The organism is Roseovarius sp. EL26, from assembly GCF_900327775.1.
Lineage (GTDB): Bacteria > Pseudomonadota > Alphaproteobacteria > Rhodobacterales > Rhodobacteraceae > Roseovarius.
Map to the genome: position 1 here is coordinate 346,597 of NZ_OUMZ01000005.1, position 20,302 is coordinate 366,898.

Annotated in this window: 17 protein-coding genes; 7 read left to right on the forward strand and 10 right to left on the reverse strand. The window is 54.8% G+C overall.

Translation table 11 applies throughout. The annotated features are described in order from the left end of the window. The first annotated feature begins 1 nt into the window (after position 1). Positions 2 to 1,240 (forward strand): FAD-binding oxidoreductase, encoded by a 1,239-nt coding sequence (locus D9A02_RS03580; protein ID WP_120499597.1) that lies wholly within the window; start codon positions 2 to 4, stop codon positions 1,238 to 1,240. 11 nt (positions 1,241 to 1,251) lie between these two features. Beyond that, positions 1,252 to 2,277, forward strand: a complete 1,026-nt coding sequence (locus tag D9A02_RS03585; protein ID WP_120499598.1) for a proline racemase family protein — start codon at positions 1,252 to 1,254, stop codon at positions 2,275 to 2,277. A gap of 2 nt (positions 2,278 to 2,279) precedes the next feature. On the opposite strand, the gene D9A02_RS03590 is transcribed toward D9A02_RS03585, so the two are convergent. After that, positions 2,280 to 3,299 carry an Ldh family oxidoreductase gene (locus D9A02_RS03590; RefSeq protein WP_120499599.1) on the reverse strand — a complete coding sequence of 340 codons (1,020 nt, stop codon included), beginning with the start codon at positions 3,297 to 3,299 and terminating at the stop codon, positions 2,280 to 2,282. 154 nt (positions 3,300 to 3,453) lie between these two features. On the opposite strand from D9A02_RS03590, the gene D9A02_RS03595 reads away from it, so the two are divergent. Both D9A02_RS03595 and D9A02_RS03600 read left to right on the forward strand, forming a co-directional pair. Continuing rightward, positions 3,454 to 4,134, forward strand: a complete 681-nt coding sequence (locus D9A02_RS03595; RefSeq protein WP_120499600.1) for a GntR family transcriptional regulator — start codon at positions 3,454 to 3,456, stop codon at positions 4,132 to 4,134. An 89-nt stretch (positions 4,135 to 4,223) separates the two neighbouring features. Next, complete coding sequence (locus D9A02_RS03600) at positions 4,224 to 5,738, forward strand: aldehyde dehydrogenase (NADP(+)) (protein ID WP_120499601.1); 1,515 nt, start codon at positions 4,224 to 4,226, stop codon at positions 5,736 to 5,738. A gap of 30 nt (positions 5,739 to 5,768) precedes the next feature. On the opposite strand, the gene D9A02_RS03605 is transcribed toward D9A02_RS03600, so the two are convergent. Beyond that, positions 5,769 to 6,830 (reverse strand): DMT family transporter, encoded by a 1,062-nt coding sequence (locus D9A02_RS03605; protein ID WP_120499602.1) that lies wholly within the window; start codon positions 6,828 to 6,830, stop codon positions 5,769 to 5,771. A 233-nt stretch (positions 6,831 to 7,063) separates the two neighbouring features. Between D9A02_RS03605 and D9A02_RS03610 the strand changes: the two genes are divergently transcribed. Beyond that, the gene (locus tag D9A02_RS03610) at positions 7,064 to 7,933 is read left to right on the forward strand and encodes a hypothetical protein (protein ID WP_120499603.1); all 870 of its coding nucleotides are present in this window, start codon (positions 7,064 to 7,066) and stop codon (positions 7,931 to 7,933) included. 17 nt (positions 7,934 to 7,950) lie between these two features. Here D9A02_RS03610 and D9A02_RS03615 read toward each other — a convergent pair whose 3' ends face one another. Further along, positions 7,951 to 8,706 (reverse strand): helix-turn-helix domain-containing protein, encoded by a 756-nt coding sequence (locus D9A02_RS03615; RefSeq protein ID WP_162932955.1) that lies wholly within the window; start codon positions 8,704 to 8,706, stop codon positions 7,951 to 7,953. A 69-nt stretch (positions 8,707 to 8,775) separates the two neighbouring features. Between D9A02_RS03615 and D9A02_RS03620 the strand changes: the two genes are divergently transcribed. Continuing rightward, entirely contained in the window at positions 8,776 to 9,936 is a 1,161-nt protein-coding gene (locus tag D9A02_RS03620) for an MFS transporter (protein WP_120499605.1), read from the forward strand. Positions 9,937 to 9,972: 36 nt separating this feature from the next. Here D9A02_RS03620 and mdoH read toward each other — a convergent pair whose 3' ends face one another. From mdoH to D9A02_RS03655, 7 genes are all read right to left on the reverse strand, one after another. Next, a complete protein-coding gene (mdoH, locus tag D9A02_RS03625) occupies positions 9,973 to 11,889 on the reverse strand; it encodes a glucans biosynthesis glucosyltransferase MdoH (protein ID WP_254054533.1) in 1,917 nt (638 codons plus the stop codon). Further along, positions 11,886 to 13,415, reverse strand: a complete 1,530-nt coding sequence (locus tag D9A02_RS03630) for a glucan biosynthesis protein (RefSeq protein ID WP_120499890.1) — start codon at positions 13,413 to 13,415, stop codon at positions 11,886 to 11,888. Before D9A02_RS03630 ends, mdoH begins: the two co-directional genes overlap by 4 nt. Next, positions 13,415 to 14,593: an OpgC family protein gene (locus D9A02_RS03635; RefSeq protein ID WP_254054549.1), complete on the reverse strand. Its 1,179-nt coding sequence runs from the start codon at positions 14,591 to 14,593 to the stop codon at positions 13,415 to 13,417. Before D9A02_RS03635 ends, D9A02_RS03630 begins: the two co-directional genes overlap by 1 nt. Before the next feature lie 84 nt (positions 14,594 to 14,677). Continuing rightward, positions 14,678 to 16,051: a tetratricopeptide repeat protein gene (locus tag D9A02_RS03640; protein WP_120499607.1), complete on the reverse strand. Its 1,374-nt coding sequence runs from the start codon at positions 16,049 to 16,051 to the stop codon at positions 14,678 to 14,680. A 461-nt stretch (positions 16,052 to 16,512) separates the two neighbouring features. Then, positions 16,513 to 17,355, reverse strand: a complete 843-nt coding sequence (locus tag D9A02_RS03645; RefSeq protein WP_254054534.1) for a PHB depolymerase family esterase — start codon at positions 17,353 to 17,355, stop codon at positions 16,513 to 16,515. A 13-nt stretch (positions 17,356 to 17,368) separates the two neighbouring features. After that, positions 17,369 to 17,836: a rhodanese-like domain-containing protein gene (locus D9A02_RS03650; protein WP_120499609.1), complete on the reverse strand. Its 468-nt coding sequence runs from the start codon at positions 17,834 to 17,836 to the stop codon at positions 17,369 to 17,371. 106 nt (positions 17,837 to 17,942) lie between these two features. Further along, a complete protein-coding gene (locus tag D9A02_RS03655) occupies positions 17,943 to 18,461 on the reverse strand; it encodes a YHS domain-containing (seleno)protein (protein WP_120499891.1) in 519 nt (172 codons plus the stop codon). A 224-nt stretch (positions 18,462 to 18,685) separates the two neighbouring features. Here D9A02_RS03655 and D9A02_RS03660 point away from each other — a divergent pair, with 224 nt between their 5' ends. Next, complete coding sequence (locus D9A02_RS03660; protein WP_120499610.1) at positions 18,686 to 20,302, forward strand: thiamine pyrophosphate-binding protein; 1,617 nt, start codon at positions 18,686 to 18,688, stop codon at positions 20,300 to 20,302.

The following is a 20,302-nucleotide window of genomic DNA, read 5'->3' on the forward strand; positions in this document are numbered from 1 at the left end:
AATGGGGCAAGATATCATTGTGATCGGGGCCGGGGTGGTTGGCATCAGCGTCGCGCTGGAGCTGGCCCGTCAAGGCCATAACGTGCGGGTTTTAGACCGTGAAGGTGTGGCAGCGCAGGCATCACAGGGGAATGCGGGGGCCTTTGCCTTTACCGACATCGTGCCGCTGGCTACGCCAGGGATTATGCGTAAAGCCCCGAAATGGCTGCTGGATCCGCTAGGGCCCTTGTCCGTGCCACCACGTTATGCATTGAAAATTGCGCCTTGGATGTTGCGGTTCTGGCGGGCCAGCTGGCGGGACCGGTACGCGCATTCGTTAATGGCACAGACGACGTTGATGGGGCTGGCGCGCGAGGCTTTGGAACGCCAGATTACGGGTACGGATGGCGAGAACCTGATCCGGCGCGAAGGGCAAATGCAGCTCTTTGAAGGCGCACGCGAATTTCAGGAGAGCCTAGGCGCATGGGATTTGCGTCGCGCGCATGGGATCGAGTTTGAGCTGCTAGAGAGCGCTGAGGCGATTGCTGAAATTCAACCCGGGATCGATCCGCGTTTTACCCATGCCGGATATACCCCCCAGTGGATCAATACCGTTGACCCCAAGGCGTGGGTCGAGCATCTGGCGCAGGCCTTTGTGGCGCTTGGTGGTGTGATTGATCAGGGCGATATTCGCGCATTGGAAAATGACGGTGACGGCGTGCGCCTGATTGGTGCCGATGGGTTGATCAAAGCTGACAAAGTCATTGTGGCCTGCGGGGCGTGGTCGCATCATCTGGCGCGCACGGTTGGCGACCGCATTCCACTGGAAACCGAGCGGGGCTATAACACCACGCTGCCAGATGGAGCCTTTGATCTGCGCACGCATTTGACCTTTGGCGGGCACGGGTTTGTGGTCAGCCGCATCAATGACGGCGTCCGGGTTGGCGGCGCAGTGGAATTGGGCGGGTTGAAACTAGCTCCTAACTACAAGCGTGCCGACATCCTGCTGAACAAGGCGGCGCAGTTCCTGCCCGGCCTCGAGACCGACGGCGGCACGCAATGGATGGGCTTTCGGCCCTCAATGCCGGACAGCCTGCCGGTGATCGGGGCATCGAAGCGCGCAGGAAATGTGATATATGCCTTTGGTCACGGACATTTGGGCTTGACCCAGTCGGCCGCAACGGCAGAGCTGGTGGCATCGATTGTAAGGGGTGAAGCGGCTTCGATTTCGACAGCACCCTATTCCCCGACACGGTTTTGAAAGGATACACCATGCGCAGCAGTAAGATTGTTCATGTCATCTCGGCTCATGCCGAGGGTGAAGTCGGCGACGTCATCGTTGGTGGGGTCACACCGCCACCCGGCGAGACGTTGTGGGAGCAGCGGAGCTTTATTGCTCAGGATGAGGTCCTGCGCAATTTTGTTCTTAACGAGCCGCGCGGCGGGGTGTTTCGGCATGTGAACCTGCTTGTGCCGCCCAAGCATCCGGATGCAGATGCCGCCTTTATCATCATGGAGCCGGAAGACACGCCACCGATGTCGGGATCGAATTCGATCTGTGTCTCGACCGTGTTGCTGGATGGTGGCCTGATTGAGATGCAGGAACCAGTGACCGAGATGTTGCTGGAAGCGCCCGGTGGACTGGTTAAGGTCCGGGCCGAATGCAAAAATGGTAAGGCCGAGCGGATCTATGTGCAGAACCTACCAAGCTTTGCAGACAAGATCGGCGTGCCATTGGATGTACCTGGTCTGGGAATCATAAATGTTGATACCGCTTATGGTGGTGACAGTTTTGTCGTGGTTGATGCGGCTGCACTGGGGTTTGAGATTGTTGAAGCTGAGGCCAAGGAGATCGCGCGCTTGGGTGTGATTATCACCAATGCGGCGAATGACCAGCTTGGGTTTACGCATCCAGAAAACCCGGATTGGGATCATATTTCATTTTGCGCCTTCTGCGGACCGCTGAGTGAGACTGAAACCGGCCTGACAGGTAAATCTGCCGTGGCCATTCAGCCCGGTAAGGTGGATCGATCCCCTACGGGTACGGCCGTTTCTGCGCGTATGGCGTTGATGGCGGCCAAGGGGCAGATGCAGAAGGGGCAGACGTTCGAGGCTGTGTCGATCATCGGATCACGTTTTACAGGCCGTATTGTGGAAGAGGTGCAGGTTGGTGGCCGCGCAGCCATTGTGCCAGAAATCAGCGGCCGGGGGTGGGTCACCGGAACGCATCAACATATGTTGGACCCATCGGACCCTTGGCCCGGTGGGTATCGTCTAAGCGATACTTGGGGCGCGTAATCTCACGCCTCTAACAATGCCAGTAAATCATTGTGCAACGCTTCGGAAATCTCGACATAACCGCGTTCAATATTGCGCGCGCGGGCGGCAAAGCGTCGTTGTGATGGCAGGCGTGCGCCTTGGTCAATGATGTCGGCAAACAGACATTCGGCCCTTGCATCGTTTTGCGCAAGCTTGCCGTTGCTGAACTGCGCCGGATCAAAGGCTAAAATCACCTCGCCATGATAGGGCGCGCCAGCGGCACCCGCGGCATATTCCATGCTTTCGAGGCTGGTCAGATCATCGATCAACGGTCCGGCCATAAGTTCAATCATGATTGAAAGCGCCGAGCCTTTGTAACTGCCAAAGGTTAACATTGCGCCGTCCATCGCGGCCTGCGGGTCATTGGTTGGATTGCCTTCGACATCCACAGCCACACCATCTGGCAGAGGTTTGCCTGAACGCAGGTACAGTTCAATTTCGCCCCGGGCAAAGGCGCTGGTGGCAAAATCGAAGGTGAACGGATCTTTATCCTGACGCGGCCAAGAAAACGCCAATGGGTTGGTGCCCAATGTGCCGCGTTTTCCGCCAGCAGGGGCAACCCAGGAATGGCTTGGCACCATGGCCATGCCAACCAGCCCAGCCTGTGAGAGCTGTTCCACCTCGGGCCAAAGCGCAGAGAAGTGAAAGCAATTGTTGACCGCCATGGCCGCCATCCCGTGGTGGCGGGTTTTTTCGATTAGCACTGGCATAGCCTTTTCAACGGCTAGCAGTGACATGCCCGTATTGGCATCAACCCGAACGATGGCATTATCTGACGGGGTTAGCTCGGGCAAGGCGCTGCCGCTGATCTTGCCCGCCTTCATTGTCTGGGCGCACATGAAAAGCCGAAACAATCCGTGTGACTGGCAATCATCCAGCTGGCAGGTATACAGCATGTGCGTGATCGCGGCAGCGTGCGCTTCGTCATATCCGACATGTGTCAAAACGCGCGTGGCGAGGTGTTTGACATCCTCTAGGTTAATCTGAACGTTGCGGCTCACTGTGATGACTCCATTTTGATTTGGATAATGGATACAATAATCGATACGTGCCGTGCAATCTTCAATTCAACACATGGAAACGAAATAACTTGGCCTTTCTAAGGGCACTGTCTATTTGTATCCAAAAGCCGAAGTCTATTGAGGGGTCGTGAATATGAGTAACAAGCGCATCGTGACAAAGCAGAGCCTGCCAGAGCTGATTGCAAATGATCTGCGCGAACGTATCCTGAGTGGCGAAATGGCCGAGGGTGAGGTCATCCGCCAAGAGGCTCTGGCTGATGAATATGATGTGTCCCGCATGCCTGTGCGCGAAGCGTTGAAACGGCTAAGCGCCGAAGGGCTGGTGCAATGGGCCAATAACCGGGGAGGCTCTGTTACCAAACATTCTTTGCGAGAAATTGGTGAGATCTTCGATCTGCGTAGCTTGATCGAAGTCGATATGTTTCGCCGGGCTATTCCAGATATGACAGCGGCTGACTTTGCGCGCTGCGAGAAACTGCTGGACCAGATGCAAGTCTCATACGATCAGAATGATGTTTCGCAATGGGGTGCGTTGAACCATGAGTATCATTCGGCCCTTTATATGGCTGCCGGGCGCAGGCTTACCTCTGAAATTCTGGACCGGATTAGTATGCAGTCTGATCGCTACGTTCGCTTGCATCTGAGCGTCATGAAACAACGTGAACCCGCCCAGAAAGAACACCGTGAATTGCTTCTGCACGCCAAGGCGGGGCGCGTTGAAGAAGGTTGCGCCCTCTTGGAGCGTCATGTCCAGCGCACAAAAGACGAGTTGCTGGAGATGATCGCGGCAAAACGGGCTTCCGAAGGCAGCTGATGCGCCACGGAAAGATGTGAGGACTTGCATGTTTTGTTAAATTGGATACAATATCCATAAATCAAGTTCCGTACAGAATCGAGACTGAAATGACCTTTGTTCCCCATGGTAAACATCTGATCGCTGGCGAGTGGTTGGCGAGCGACACCACCTTTGCCTCGGCACCCGCGCATGGGCCAGAGCACCTGTATTCAGTGGGTCGCGTTCCGGACGTTGAATCCGCCGCTTTGGATGCCGAGGAGGCGTTTTGGAGCTATGGCTATTCGTCACGTGCAGAGCGGGCCGCATTCCTGAATGCCATCGCAGATGAGATCGAAGCGCGGGCCGAAGCCATTACGCAGATTGGCAGTCAGGAAACGGGCCTGCCCGAGGCGCGCCTGCAAGGTGAACGCGGTCGGACCACTGGCCAGATCCGCCTGTTTGCAGACCATATCCTGAACGGGAGTTATCTGGACCAACGTCATGATACCGCACTTCCGGACCGTCAGCCATTGCCGCGCCCAGATCTGAAGCTGGTACAGCGCCCGATTGGCCCCGTGGCCGTGTTTGGTGCATCAAACTTTCCGTTGGCTTTTTCCACTGCCGGTGGCGATACGGCAGCGGCGTTGGCTGCGGGCTGTCCGGTTGTGGTCAAAGGCCACAGTGCCCACCCTGGCACTGGTGAGATCATTGCTGAGGCGATCCATGCCGCGATCAAGAAATGCGGCATCCATCCAGGCGTGTTTAGCCTTATCCAGGGGGGTGATCGCAAAGTGGGTGCCGCGCTGGTGCAACATCCGCTGATCAAGGCGGTTGGCTTTACTGGGTCTTTGGCTGGGGGGCGTGCGCTTTATGATCTATGCGCATCAAGGCCAGAACCAATTCCGTTTTTTGGTGAGCTGGGTTCGGTCAATCCGATGTTCATTCTTGATACTGCACTGAACAGCCGTGGAAATGATATTGCAGCCGGCTGGGCGGGATCTTTGACAATGGGTGCGGGGCAGTTTTGTACCAATCCGGGTATCGCCATTGTTCAGGCAGGTGAGGCAGGTGATCAGTTCGCGCAAACCGCACAGGACGTGCTTGCCGGTGCGCCGGCGCAAACCATGCTGACCGATGGTATCGCAGCAGCCTATCGCGATGGTAAACGTCGGATTGCAGAAACCACCGGAGTGCAGGAATTGTTAAACACGTCGTGTGATCAGCGCGATGCCACGCCTTATTTGTATCGGACGACAGCCCAAAACTGGCTGGCGAATGAAGTGCTGGCCGAAGAGGTTTTTGGTCCGCTTGGTGTGATCATCACTGCGGAAACCGCCGATGAGATGCTTGAGGTTGCTTTGGCGATGCAGGGGCAACTGACTTGCACCTTACATATGGATAATGGTGATGTGGATGCGGCCCGAGCCCTGATGCCGATTATCGAGCGCAAGGCGGGACGCATATTGGCCAATGGCTTCCCAACCGGCGTCGAAGTTTCTGACGCCATGGTTCACGGCGGGCCATACCCAGCTTCGACCAATTTTGGTGCAACGTCTGTGGGCACCATGTCGATCCGTCGTTTCCTGCGCCCGGTGTGTTATCAAAACTTGCCGGATGCACTGCTGCCAGAGCAGTTCGGCTGATTGTTTTAAGCTGAAGATCTCGAAGGGGCCTCAGGCCCCTTTGAAGTTCATGCGGCCTTCTTGTTCCAGTGCGCGATCCAATTTGGACTTGGCGCGCTGTTCTGCTTCCTCGCGTTGCTTTTTCAGACGCGTGCTGCGAATGCGACCAAACTGCCCTACACCGATGGCGGCCAGAATAATCAGCCCACCGGGGATCAGACCGGGGCCGGGATCTTCACCCAGTAGGACCATGGCAATGATCAGCGCAGCGACCGGTGAAAATGAAGTGGCCAGAGAGACATCACCGGCACGCGCATTCTTGAGGCCGATGTTCCAGGCGAACTGCCCAATGATGATGACGATGATGGCGTAGACCCAGACCCATTTCCAAAGCACCGCAGTGAACAGATCCTGAAAGTGGTTTGGGCCATAAAGGTAAAGGGCCAGAAAATAGTAGATGATCGTGCCCAGCACCGTGCGATAGATCGAAAAAATGCCCAAGGGCACGTTTTTCAAACCCACCCGGGTCACAATGGTCGAGGCGATGAAAGAGAGTGTTGCAAAGACGGTGGCAATCTCACCCTTGCCAAAGGTAAAGGCTGCGTCTGAGCCGTTCATCGCGATCATGACCATTGCGCCCAGCAGCGCAATTACACCTGCGCCAAAGGCCCAAGGGTCCAACGGCTCTTTCAGTACAAAGAAGGTCGCCAGCAGGAACAATGGTGGTTCAATCCGGCCGATCAGGACCACATTGGTCACGGTGGTGTAATCCAGTGCGATGAAAAATAGCGCAGGTGTAAGAGCCGAAGACAGCAAAGCCGACAGCGTCAGAACCGCCCAATCTTTACGGCTCAGCTTGCGCAGGTTGTCGCGGGTCCAGTCCTTATAGAACATGAACACCATGGGCACCAATGAGATGAGCGAGCCCAGAAACAGCAGATTGCACAGGGAAACCGCATTGCGCCCCATCACCGGATGCTGCCGGCCAATGTCCGCCAGCAGGGAGACGATGGAGTTTGACGAGGCGTAGATAAAGACCGCTAGCCAGACCAGCCCTATCCCCAAAAGGGCCTTTGAGGGCGCCTGTGCTACGTTGGTATCTGCTTTTGCCATGGGGTCGGGTCCTTACCTGCGGCTGGTTTCTCGTTATTTCGCAGGTTTCTTGACGTGCTGGCAAGGGGTCTGGGGGTAAAGTGGGTCACATTGCGGACATTGAACGAAACAATGTTTCAGATTTTTTAGATGTTTACGGTTTCATTCACGTGATGGTGCCTGCCTGTAACAGAAGGTTTCTAATTGCCATTGCCTATGCCAAATAAGGGACAGCCAAGATAGCGGAGCACGACATGATCGAAGAGCAGGATGGACAAGGTCGCAAACTGGTGACCATTTATGATGACATTTACAATCTTGCCGACAGCCGGTCGTATTTTCAGGCGATGCATCATGCCGGGTTTCGCACCGCGCACCATGCGGTGGCAGGGTTCAAAGCGGTGCTGGCGGAACTGCGCCATCTGCGTGGGTTACCACGGGCGAATATTGTCGATTTTGCCAGCGGCTATGGTATCGCCGCCGAGCTGATGCGCCACGATGTAACATTGGATGATGTGCTGGCGCGGTATCAGGGCGACTGGTGCGATACCGCATCGGTGGAGCAGACCATTGCAAAAGATCGTGACTGGCTTGCGGGCAAACGCGATAAGGCGCATATGGACCGCTACATCGGGATTGATGTTGCCGACAAGGCGCTGGTCTATGGCCGTGACGTGGGTGTGTTTGATGCGATCTTCGCAGAAAACCTTGAAGATGATCAACCTAGTGAAGCGTTGCTGCAGGAACTTTCCACCTGTGATTTGATGGTCGAATGTGGCAGTATTGCCCATATGCTGCCTCGGGCACTGGACCGGTTGTTGAGCGCGGCCAAAGCCCGCCAGCCTTGGATTGCCACCGCGCCGATCCGTGGCAATGACACGGCTGAGGCGATAGAGGTCATGCGCGATCATGGTTATGTGGTTGAGGCGCTGGATATGACCCCGTTTCGCCATCGTCGTTTCGCGGATGAGGATGAACAAGTACGCGCCATCGCAAACGCCAAGGGGCGTGGACACGATACCGACGGGTTGGAGACCACCGGGTATTTCCACGCGCAAATCTTTCTGGCGCGCCCACCGGAGGAGATGACACCTGTATCTGATTGGCCGGTTTCGCCGTTCTGACAAATTGAGATGAGTGGCTACACCCCGGACATGAATTGTCGGGGTGTTTGCCCCATCAAAATGCGGAAGGCGTGAATAAATGCGCTTGGCGTTTCAAACCCGACATCGAATGCGGTCTCCGTTACCGATTGGCCGGCAGACAATTTATCGAGTGCGACCATGATCCGTGTCTGGCGTCTGAGCTCGCGGAAGGTCATTCCTGTTTCGGCTCGGATGTAGCGGATTAGGCTGCGCTCTGAATACCCCAATTGATTTGCCCATGTGGTCAGCGGCGTCTGATCTGCTGGATCAGTCTGCATCTGTCGCGCTAGTTTTGCGATGCGAGGGTTATTCGGAATGGGCAGGCTGAGCGGCTCGAGCGTCCCATGTTTGATTTCAGCGATCAGCACTTGGGCCAACATCAGGTCGAGGGCTTCATCCGCCTGGTCTGCCAAGCGCACCAGAACTTCGCGCATCAATGGTGAAACTGATAAAACAAGCACCTCGGAATGGGCGGTTGGGTACGCTTCGCTCAAATAAGCGGTTCGCATTTCGACCGGGCCGATGCATTCGATGGCATGTTGCATCTGTGCGGGGATCCACAAGGCGCGCCCAGGGGGCACGAACCACATCCTGCCCTGTGCCATCACCCGCATAGTGCCCGAGATTGCATGTACTATCTGATGCGCCCTGTGCGCATGCGGCGCGATGACTGTCCCCGTTGCATAGGCCGAGGACAGCCCAACAATGTCGGGTTGGGAGGCTTTTGGCATATTTGGCGTATTATCTGTCATTATGTCGACAGACATTAAGGCATAGCGTTGCGACATATCAAGCGTAAGAGACAATCCAAGGACAGGAAGATGTCACGTAACGAAGCCCTTCAGTTCATCAATGCCGCCCATTTTATGGATCACTTCTTTTTGCTGATCTTTCCCACCGCTGCGTTGGCAATTGCACCTGCATGGGGCATGAGCTTTGCGGATGTGCTTTTGTTTGGCAGCCCTCTCTATGTGATGTTTGCACTTGGCACTTTACCGGCGGGATGGCTGGGGGATCGGTTTGACCGACTGATGCTGATAGCCGTGTTTTTCATCGGCTGTGGAGGCTCCAGTATCTGGATTGCGCTGGCTACTGAACCGATGGCGATGATGGTTGGACTGGGGGCATTGGGGCTGTTTGCTGCGATTTATCACCCCGTGGGATTGGCGCATGTCACGCAAATCGGATTACGGGCGGGGCGTGCGCTGGCCATCAACGGCGTGTTCGGCAATATGGGGCTGGCGGCCGCAGCTGTGATAACCGGCCTGCTGGCGCAGTTTTTTGGTTGGCAATGTGCGTTTGCACTGCCGGGTTTTGTGTCGATTGCTATAGGCATAGTGCTGATTTTGCGCAGTCGAAACCCTGGTGAAAAGTCGCAAGCATTGCGTCGCGACGGTGCAAATGCGAGGGCGTACCATGATCAACGTACACAATGGGCCGTTTTTGCAGTGATATGCGTTGCCGCGTTGTTCGGTGGGTTGGTTTTCAATATGGTTACAATTTCACTGCCCAAGTTTCTCGACGAACGGTTGATCAATGATGGTGCTGATCTGGCCTGGATCGGGGCATCGACCGGTTTGATTTTCGCTATTGCCGCTTTTGCGCAATTGCCGGTTGGAGAGCTGTTGGACAAAATTGGAGCGCGTCCAATCCTTTTGTCTCTGCTGGCAGGTGAAATAATCTTACTGTTGCTGCTGACACAGGCGGCGGGTTGGCTGGCCTTTGTCTTGACACTGTTTGTGGTCACATTGATCTTTGCAGGTATTCCAATCACTACGTGGCTGGTGGGCCATTACCTAGATTCAAGCATACGGTCGCGCGCTGTGTCAGTTGAATACGCGCTGTCATTGGGAGTTGGCTCAACCGCAGTGCCACTGATCGCAATTTTACAAAAAATGGGGCTGGGGTTTGAGGTTCAATTCGTCGGTCTTGCCGTGGCCTCTGCTGCCGTATTTACAGCAGGGCTATTCTTGCCAAAGTAAATCACGTCGTAATGAGGAGATGATCTGAGCCGGATTTTAGGCCGTTTGTTGCTTTGATGTTGCAGATGCTGTGGTGGTTTGTGACGCTGGAAAGGCGTGTGGAGTGCCACCCATTAGCGTCCGCCAGTGACGGCTGGCCTTCATGATTGCAGGCGGTGCAATGTCATCTGGAGTGGTCATGATCCAGTGTGGCAACAGTCCACCCTTGGGGCGCGCACCGCTAAGAGCCGAAAGTGGAACTGACAACAGCAAGCTCAGCCCGATGGGCAATAACCAGTACGAAACAATGCCCATCACCATGCCGCTGATGATGAGAATACCAAACCCAGTTTCCAAAGCGTGAAACTTTAGCAGAGCCATAACCGAATACTGCCCGCCTTGGCGTTGTTGTGGGGCCCATTTGGCGGGAATGCCGACAAAGGCACGGGTGACGGCGATGCTTTGTTGTACCATCAAAATTGGGGCGTAAGCTATGGAACAAGCTACTTCTGTTACGAACGATAAAGCCAGACGTGTTGGTCCGCCGAAACCGCGTACTGCACCTGGGGTTAGAACGCAGGTGATAATGCCCAGTAGCTTGGGCAACAGCAGCATTGAATACATGAACAGTAGCAACCCAAAGGAATTAATCATGCTGTGCTCTGGCCACATTGGATAGAGTGGGTTTTGTGTGCTGAAATAAGCAATCGGGTTGGCCTCGGGCGTGCGGCCCAGCATCACCCAGATGGTCAGGAGCAGGAACCACACCGGCGACATGAGGTAACCCATTGCACCATGCAGCATATGAAAACGCGACACCCAGTGTAGGCCTTTGCTGCTAATGATGCGCAGGTGCTGCATGTTGCCATAGCACCAGCGTCGGTCGCGAATGGCGAAATCCACTAGATTGACCGGTGCTTCCTCAAAGCTGCCTTTGATCTCGGGCAGGAACCGTACAGACCAGCCACCGCGACGAAGCAAAGCGGCTTCAAAAATGTCATGGCTCAGAATCAGGGTCTTGCGGTTGCGCAGTCCTCGAATTTTGGGCAAGCCCGCAGTTTCTACAAATGCACGGATGCGGATGATCGCGTTATGACCCCAAAAGTTACCCTCTTTCCCGGACCACAGCGACAGGCCTTTGGCAAGGATGAAACCGTAAGCTGCGCCTGCGAATTGCTGGCTGCGGGCGAACATGCTTTGGCCTGCGTAAAGCTGCGGTTGCGATTGCACCAATCCTGCGCGTGGATCCGAGGCCAGCGCATCGGTTAACCGTTCAACAGCGTCCGCCGACATCAGGCTATCGGCGTCAAGCACCAGCATCGCCTCATATGCGTCACCCCAATTGCACAGCCAATCAGAAATGTTGCCACTTTTCTTGTCAGTGTTGACCTCGCGGCGGCGATAATAGGCGCTGATGTTATCCGGTAAATAGGCGCTGAACTGATCAAACACTGTACGTTCGCGCTGACCCGCATTCGCATCTTGGGTATCGCTCAGGAAAAAGATGTCAAAGCTGTGGGTGCTATCAATTTCACTCAGATCCTGCGCCATTGCTGCAAGATTTCCAAACACATCGCCGGGGTCTTCGTGATACATCGGCACCAGAAGGGCAACACCCATTGCATTGCCATCCTGACGGGGCAGAGGTGCGCGTTTCAGCACGCTGAAGTGCGCCAGAAATCCAAGGCTGGCCGAGCTGACATAAAGTGATATCCACATAAACGTCAGGCCTACAAGGCTGATCAACAGCATCTCAATCACGTTCAGCCCGCCGTTGGACATCCAATCAATAAAGGCCCCGATCAGCAAACTGGTTGTGATCAATGCTGGTACAAAGACAGCCAAACGATAGAGCAGCGTTTTCCACGAGGTTGGGGCTGTCTGTACCGGCGTATGGCGGCGCAAGTCTTGCTCGGGCATGTGCAGGGGGGCGCGTTGTGGCATGCGCTGATCTATGATGGTTGATCGGTTCATGACTCAGTCCATCGATAGAGCCAAACTTCGCTTACATTGCGATTGTTGTGGCGCAGCTGAGCGCGTAGTTCAACAGCGTCTGACCCTTCTGGATCGAACGTAAAGGCTAGCCGTGGCCCACCGGTTTCTGGGTTGCGTTGGACGATACCTTTGCTGTGGCTGCCAGTGTTGGCACCAATGAAAAGGGTCAACTCTTCGAGGTCTTTGAGCAGGACCGGAATGCTTTCAAAGTCGATGGTGACAATATAGCCGCCTTCAAACCGTTTTCCCAAACGCGTGTTCAAGACCTTTGCAACTGGAGCTGTGGCTGGCGCGCCATTGCCCCAGTGCATTCGGTACTGCAAAGTAGTTTCTTGCCCCTTGGGTAGGCCACCTGCAGGCCGCCAATAGGCGACAATATTGTCGTAAATCTCGCGATCTGCCGGAATCTCGACCAATGTTACCGCACCACTGCCCCAATCTTCTGCCGGCTCAATCCACAGGCTTGGACGCTTGTGATAAAGAGCCTCAAGATCGGCAAAGTCGGAAAATTGATTGGCACGCTGCATCAAGCCAAAGCCCTTGGGCGCGGTGTCAACAAAGCTGCTGACTTGCAGAGTTGTTGGGTTGGCAAGCGGACGCCATAGGCTTTCACCCGCGCCGTTCTGGATCATTAATCCGTCATTGTCGTGCACTGCGGGACGGAAATCATCAAACCGATTGCGATTGGTCTCATCAAACAAGAACATGCTGGTCAACGGTGCGATGCCGACATGAGTGACGTTTTCGCGAGCAAACAGCCGCGCAGTCACGTCTACCTTGGTTGCATCGCCGGGCATGACGGTAAAACTGTACACGCCAGTGATCGAGGGGCTGTCCATGAAGGCGTGGATGATCACATGATCTTGTCCGGGTTCTGGGCGTTCAATCCAGAATTCGGTGAAATCGGGAAACTCTTCGCCGCTGGCCTCGCCTGTGTCTATGGCCAAGCCACGGGCCGACAAACCGTAAGCGTTGTCGCGCCCGACTGCACGGAAATAGCTGGCGCCCTGCATGACAAAAAACTCGTCATACTGCCCAGGCTTCTTGATCTCGGTACGCAAGCGGAAACCGGAAAAGCCCAGATCTTCGGCAATGGGCAGGTCCGGGGCCGGGGTGGATTTATCGAACAGCTCAAAATCAAAAGCTATGCGGTGGGCTTGCGCATCCTCAACCACATTGATCTGAACTGGGCGGTGAAAATACAGACCGGGGGCAAAGAAATCGACCTGAAAGGGGGTCTCGGTTCCACGCCATAGCGCGCTGTCGCCACGATACCTAATGGCGCGGTATTCGTCGTAGCTGAGGTTTTTCCATGCTTGGGGGGCCTCGACATGAGGTGCGTATGGTACTGACGCCATCTGCTTTGCACGCTCGATCAATCCAGCCAGATCAAAAGGGGTGCTGTCCGTGAAATGTGGGCGTACGGCTCCATCGGTGGCATGGGCTGGCAGTGTAGCCATGCTTGCGAACGCTGATACAAATCCCAGAAAATCCCGACGGTCCATCATTTACCCCGTTGTTTGCGCCATGGATGGGATTTGAACCACCCGGCAATATAAGCCACTGCGATCAGAATGGCGAAACCGATCAGGTTGCCAGTCCAGACGATCCAAATGTCGCGACCAAAGGTGTCAAAGCCAACGCCGATAAGCCGCGCAATCACCATGGAGACCACAAACACCGCCAATGACTGCTGACCGACCTTCAAGATCAAAGTCAGAGCTTGTTGCCAGACACGGGCTGCCAAACCCGTACCCTGTGCCACCAGATTGCGGCCTTTTTCACCCGCCACGAACCACCCCAGATAGGCCAGCGCCAGAAAGTGGATGTAGCGGAACAGGCCAAAGTCGGACTTTTCAATGAAGAAGCTGATCTCGGCGCGAAGTGGTTTAAGCTCAGGAAAGGCATTCAACGCTCGGAAATATGCCAGCGGTACGCTGAGCAGCACAATCGCAACACACAGCCACATCAGGCGTTTGTCACGCGGAGGGGCTGGGATCCAACCACGCATCAGGGCAAATCCAGTGAAAAAGACCAGCTGCCAGCCAAATGGGTTAAAGAACCATTCGCGATCTGACCACGGCTCAGCCGGCAAGCTGAGGTATTCAAGTTGTGCACCCAACCAGATGGCAAGTGAAGCGCTGACCATTAGCCAAACATTGACCTGAGCCATTGCCGCCATGAAAGGCATCATTGCTAGAATAACCAGATACATCGGCAGAATATCAAAATAATTCGGCACATATGTCAGAGTCATCAACCCGATCAACTGTTGTTCGGGGTTCTTAAAGAAATGCTGCAAGTTCAGTGATGCGATATAGTTTTTCTCAAACAGGCCCGTCGCATTGAGTGCTGCCATCAGCATGGCGATAGTGAAAAATAACCCTATATGCGCCCAATAGACCTGCCAAACGCGGAAACTGACCCGCGCTGTGCCGAGCCACCAGCTGCGCTCGGCAAAGACCTTGCCAAACGCGATGGCCGAGGCCATGCCGGAGCAGAACACAAAAATCTCGGTGGCGTCAGAAAAGCCAAAGCGCGCAGGAATCCATAGGGTCAGAAAATTGCCCGGCGTGTGAGCGATAAGAATGATGAACATCGCCAGACCGCGATAGAAATCCAACCGGGGGTCGCGCACACCGGAAGCCGCGAGGGCTGGTTGGGCCTGCACCGCGCTCTTCATGGTTGGAACTGTCGTTGTTATCGCTGACATTTCTGATGTCGCTCCAAAGTTGGTTTGGTCTGGTAAGTCGCGGGTTTCCCTTACTTATTCAGCTGGCAGGCGCAAGCCTTGTTGTGAGCTTTGCTCGTAATTGGCAATCATTTCATACCGTGCCGTGGCATAGCCATCTTCAAAACCGTTTCTCTGGGCTTTTCGATCATCAAGGATAGTTTTGGACTCTTCAAAGAACCCTGCGCGAATACCTGCGTCGATCGTCATGCGTTCAAAAACGTCGCGTTGGGCATGGCTGCCACCTGCGCCTTGCATGTGCTGACGCGCCTGCGCCAAATTGAGGAAGGCAGATTTGTAATCTCCGTCGCCAAAGGCCTCGAGCCCGACGGCAGTGGACAGGCCCGGCTTTGCCATGCGAAGCTGAGCTTCGGTTCTGCTGGCGTTTGCGTCATCTTGAATGCGACCAACCAGACGTGACAGTGCGGCGTCACGGTTTCCGCCCATCAGTGCCAGAAGATAATGCAGATCAGCAAAAATCAGGCAGCCATCTTCGGTGCGGGTCTCAGAAATGCTGGCCATCTCCTCCCAGCGGTGCCCCACATCCACGCCGTTAAGCTCCAACCGCATCAATAACGATGCCCCGTTCGAGATATCCCGATAATCATCGGTATGATCTTTGCGGATTTCCGTGTCGTAGAGCGCCAGAACCTCATCAACTTGTCCGTTGTCGAGATGCATCAACGCTTTGTGCCACCAGACGTGATAGCGAAAGTTGTTGCAATGCGCCCAGGCCGCTTCGCGCCCGGTTAACCAATCAAGCCCGGCTGTGGAGTTGGCTGTCATGTCATAAACATGAGCTACGGCATGCAGGCCCCAAGCGTCATTCGGGGAATGTTCCACCGCTTGACGTCCGGTTGCTTCGGCAAGGGAATAATCGCCCGTTTCTTCAAGCGCGAAGGCGTAGCAGCCGTTGACATACCCCAGGCCCGGGTGATCTGTGCCGTAGCGTGGCAAGACGGCCTCGATTGAGCGGCGCATGCCTTTGGCGTCACCCAGAATAAACCGAATCGCGTGGCTGACTTTCATGGCAAGGCTATCTTGCGGGTGATGTTTCAGAACTTCTTCCATGGCATTGATCGCCAGAATGGGTTGCCCAACCAGCCAGTGATCCAATGCATCAACAAACAAACGTTCTCGCGCGGTTGCCGTGCCGCTGGCCAGTGCCTTGTGCGCGGCCGACTGCGCTTCGCGCGCAGCAACGGTCATTTCACTGCGCCCCAGCATGGCGCAGAATAAGCCCTTGAGCGCATGCGCCATCGCAAAGTCGGGCGCGCCTTCAAGGACCGCACCTAAGTGTGTTGGCGTGGTTGCCCCATGCGCTAGAAACGCCAGTTGCAGCTCGTTCCAGGAGGCCACAGTTGCCTCCGAGTTTAGGCTGACATCATTTCCAAACAAGTCACTTTTCATTGGTTGTCCTTTGCAAGGCAAATACGTTTGGCGCTAACAATACCGATTTGACCGCGTCGCTACAGCGTAAGAGGCTTCAGGTCACGTCGTTTTGACCAAGCGCGAGAGTGATGAGCGAAATGTTGCAATAATTCAGGTGGCTAGGCGCAATATCGCAATAGTACTGCGCATGTATTGTCAGGCTTTAGGCGTAATATGTGAATGCTGCGATCGCATCCAGTAAGTTGCGGGGATTATTGTTAAGATATTGTTTTTAATTGCACAATGTGGAAAATTATCAAGATATTAAGGTGTTGGTGAAGGTGTCGCGATGAAATCTGTACAGGGATGGCGATGTTATGCGTGGTTTGCCGCACATAACAGGAAGCTAAAGGATTCTGGGGGTTGACTGTGAAATTGAAACATTTCCAGCCTTGGCGCACTGAAAACATGTTGCATTTACAACTGATTTGCCTCGCTGATCATTGACCCAGTGGTACAGGCGGCAGTTTTTCGAACCAGTTGAGCGCCATATCTGCCCAACTTTCTGGCAAGTTGTGGCTGCCTTCGTGCAAGGCAAATTCAAGAGCACTGCCCGGGGTGCAATGCGTCCAGACCCTGCGCCAGTATGGCCCATCTGTTGTGCGAACATCCGCACGCATCTGGTCGCAGGCATTGGCCTCGCGCCAGATTTGAAGCGTTTGGAAGATGTCACCTTGCAGATATTTCCCTCCAGCCAGCGGGCGGCCTTCAATTGGGACGGTACCGTCTGACCAGCCGTGGGTTTGCAAAAGGCGAACCGGGCCGGCGCATTGTGCTGGATGAGGGCGCCAGAACCCACCTGCCAATGGGGCATAAGCGGCAAAGGCTTCTGGGGTCTGACAGGCAATGTAGCTGGTCATAAAGGCGCCTTCGGAAAACCCCGCTAACAGAACCTGTGTGCGGTCGATTGACACCTTTGATTTGACGTCATCAAGCACGGCGTTGATGAATGCCAGTTCATCCCGGCGATCATCTCCGGGTAGAAAGGCCCAGCTGGAGCCGGGGCCATTTTCACGTGGCAGGCCACTTGGGGCGATGACCACATAGCCGCGTTCCAGCATCGGCATTATTAGGTTTTCGTTGTTGATGGTATTACCGCCATGGCTGCCATAACCATGAAGAAAAACAACCACTGGCTGGTTTCCCTTTGTAGCCCGCTCCGGGACGGCAATATGATATTCGCCCTCTGCAATCTGACAGGCTGTGTCATGATCCATACACCCGGCTATCGCCGGGTTGGAGAATACAAGCCCCATAACTAGCGTTGCCAGTGTCTGTGTCATGGCTTTGTACATGTTATTTGGCCTCAGTAATCGAAGGGACAACCGGCAGCTCGCGCGCAATCCATCCTGGCCCGGATGCAGAGCCAAGCATGCCCTCGGGGATGTCGGAAATATTTGCGATGCCTGCCTCTGTAAGTGCTGCGCGCGCTCTGGCTGAGCGTACACCGCCGGCACAAATTAGTACGACGGGTTTATCTGAGGCGGTAGCGGCTACTTGTGAAAATGCGTCGATGAAATCTGGGCGGCGCATGTCGAGCGGCACCGCGCCAGACGGAATGCCAGTGCTTTCCCATTCATCTGGGCGACGCACATCGATCAGGATGATCTCACCTTTTTGCGCTAATTTATGTGCTTTGTCCGCGTCCATGCCTGCCTCCAATATTTCACCACTCTGAGCGCGCCAAATGCCAAATCCTGCAACAGCGCCCACTGCTGCGGATGACAATAAGATGTTTCGACGGGTGATCAATGTGTTCGACATGAGATGTGGCACGTAGTTTTAAGTTTCAATGCATTTTGCCCAAAGACGGCCCTAAAATCAAAAACAGGGCCGCTAAAGCCGCCCTGTGTAGAAAGAGTAGAGAAACTTAATCTGCCTGCGGTGCGTCCGAGGTGTACTTTGGAATCGTGCTGGTCGAAGCGGCGCTGGCCTCAATTCCGGGCCAGTTGGAATCTCCGGTATCAATGTTGCCGGGAATATCCTCTTCCCAGAAACCGACCACAACAGGCGTGATGTTCAGGTACAGCTTTTCGTCAACGATGCGCCATAGGTTCGGATTGCCCGGAACCTTGCCGCCACGTGATACACCGTAAGCACAGTGGCCATCAAACTGCGGGACATATTTGGCGGGGTCTGCTGTGAATTTGTCGCGGTTTGCATTGGAAGAAAACGCAAACGTTGATCCATTATATTCTGCTGTGATCGATGCCTTTCCGGGAACGGCGGCAGGTTGGGCTGTTCCCACGTCGCTTTGTTCCAAGTTAAAATAGGCCACCACATCGAAACCCGAAACGGCATAGCCGGTTTCATCAACATACTGCGGCCCGGCAAAGGCGGCGATGGGGGCGAATATGGCAGCAAAGGCAAATGAGGTAAGGTGTTTCATTTCCAGATCCTTTCGGAATGACGTGTTGGTCTTGTTCATAGATAACCGGGGGGCTTCTCGGGCACAGCCCCCCTCGCAAAACTGTGATGTGTCGTGGGATTGTGATGTATTCCTGAAATAATTGGCACAAGATCGCGAGATGTCGAAAAAATGCACGTGCATTCTGTAACTTGCGTCAAATCTGTGCCAAGCAACCCCTGCTACACAAAAACTGGGTGCGAGAAATGACACAGAAACGAGCCGCCGATCTTCTTGCAGAACGACTGTATCAAGCGGGGTGTCGCCACGCCTTTGGCATGCCCGGTGGCGAGGTGTTGACACTGATCGACGCATTAGAGCAGGCCGGGATCACATTCACTTTGGTTAAACACGAAAACGCCGCGGGCTTTATGGCCGAGGCTGTCTGGCAACGCACCGGCGCGCCGGGCATTGTTATAGCCACGATCGGTCCGGGTGCGATGAATGCAGTGAATGCGGTAGCCAATGCTATGCAGGAACGCGTGCCGCTGATCATGCTTTCAGGTTGTGTTGATGCCGATGAGGCGCAGCAATATACCCATCAGGTCATGGACCATAGTGCAGTCTTTGCTTCGATTACCAAAGCGACATTTACATTGAGCGCGGCGAGCGCGGGTCTGATCACCGATAAGGCCTTGAGTATAGCTTTAGAAGGCCGCCCCGGCCCAGTGTTTATCGATGTGCCAATTTCAGTGGCAGACGCCAAAGCCTCAAATTCCGCCACATCCCGCCGGGCGCCGGTTAGCGTTACAGCCCCGGCTCAGGGCGCAGATCTGGAACTGGCGCGCAGCTGGCTGGCTGCAGCCCGTAAGCCAGTGATGATTGTCGGCGTCGATGCGATGAACGAGCGGGCAGAAGGCGCGTTGCTGCAGTTTGTCGAAGAACACAACGTGCCGTTTGTGACGACCTACAAAGCAAAAGGCATAATAGCAGAGGATCACCCCCTCTGTCTGGGTGGTGCGGGCCTGTCACCCTTGGCTGATCGTCAGTTGCTTCCGTTTGTTCAATCAGCAGATCTGATCATTTGTGCCGGTTATGACCCTATTGAAATGCGTCCCGGTTGGCAGAATATCTGGGACCCTGCGCAAGTGAACGTAATCGACATCAGCGCCGAACCCAATCACCACTATATGCACCAGGCAACGTTGAATTTTGTCTGTGACACTGCCGCAGGTTTGAAGGCCCTGTCGAATGGGATTGCGTCGGTTTATACATGGGCCGGTGGCGAAGTGGCCGCGGTCAAAGACGCGCTGAATGCAGCCTTTGATACCTCAGAAATTTGGGGCCCAGCCGCTGTGATCACAGAGTGTCAAAAGCATCTGCCCGCCAACACCACTGCCACTGTTGACTCCGGCGCGCACAGGATCTTGCTGTCACAAATCTGGGAATGCTCAGAGCCGCGCAGCCTTTTGCAATCTTCGGCGCTTTGCACGATGGGTTGTGCTGTTCCCTTGGCCATTGGTGCGTCGATTGTTGAACCTGAAAGGCCTTCTGTATCTTTCTCGGGCGATGCTGGGTTCCTGATGATAGCGGGTGAGCTGGCGTCAGCCAAAGAGATGGGCTTGAAAACCATTTTCGTGGTTTTTGTAGATCGCAGTCTGGCTTTGATCGAGCTGAAGCAACGCCAGCGTCAGATGGCTAACCGTGGCGTTGACTTTGCGCATCACGACTTTGCTGCCATTGGTCGCGCCTTTGGCGGGCAAGGACACCGAGTCACCTCGCGTACAGAGTTGGCCGAGGCTCTGAAAGCCGCGCAGCAAGCTGATACATTCACCGTAATTGCCGCTGAGATCGAGCGCGGCGCATATGATGGAAGGATTTGA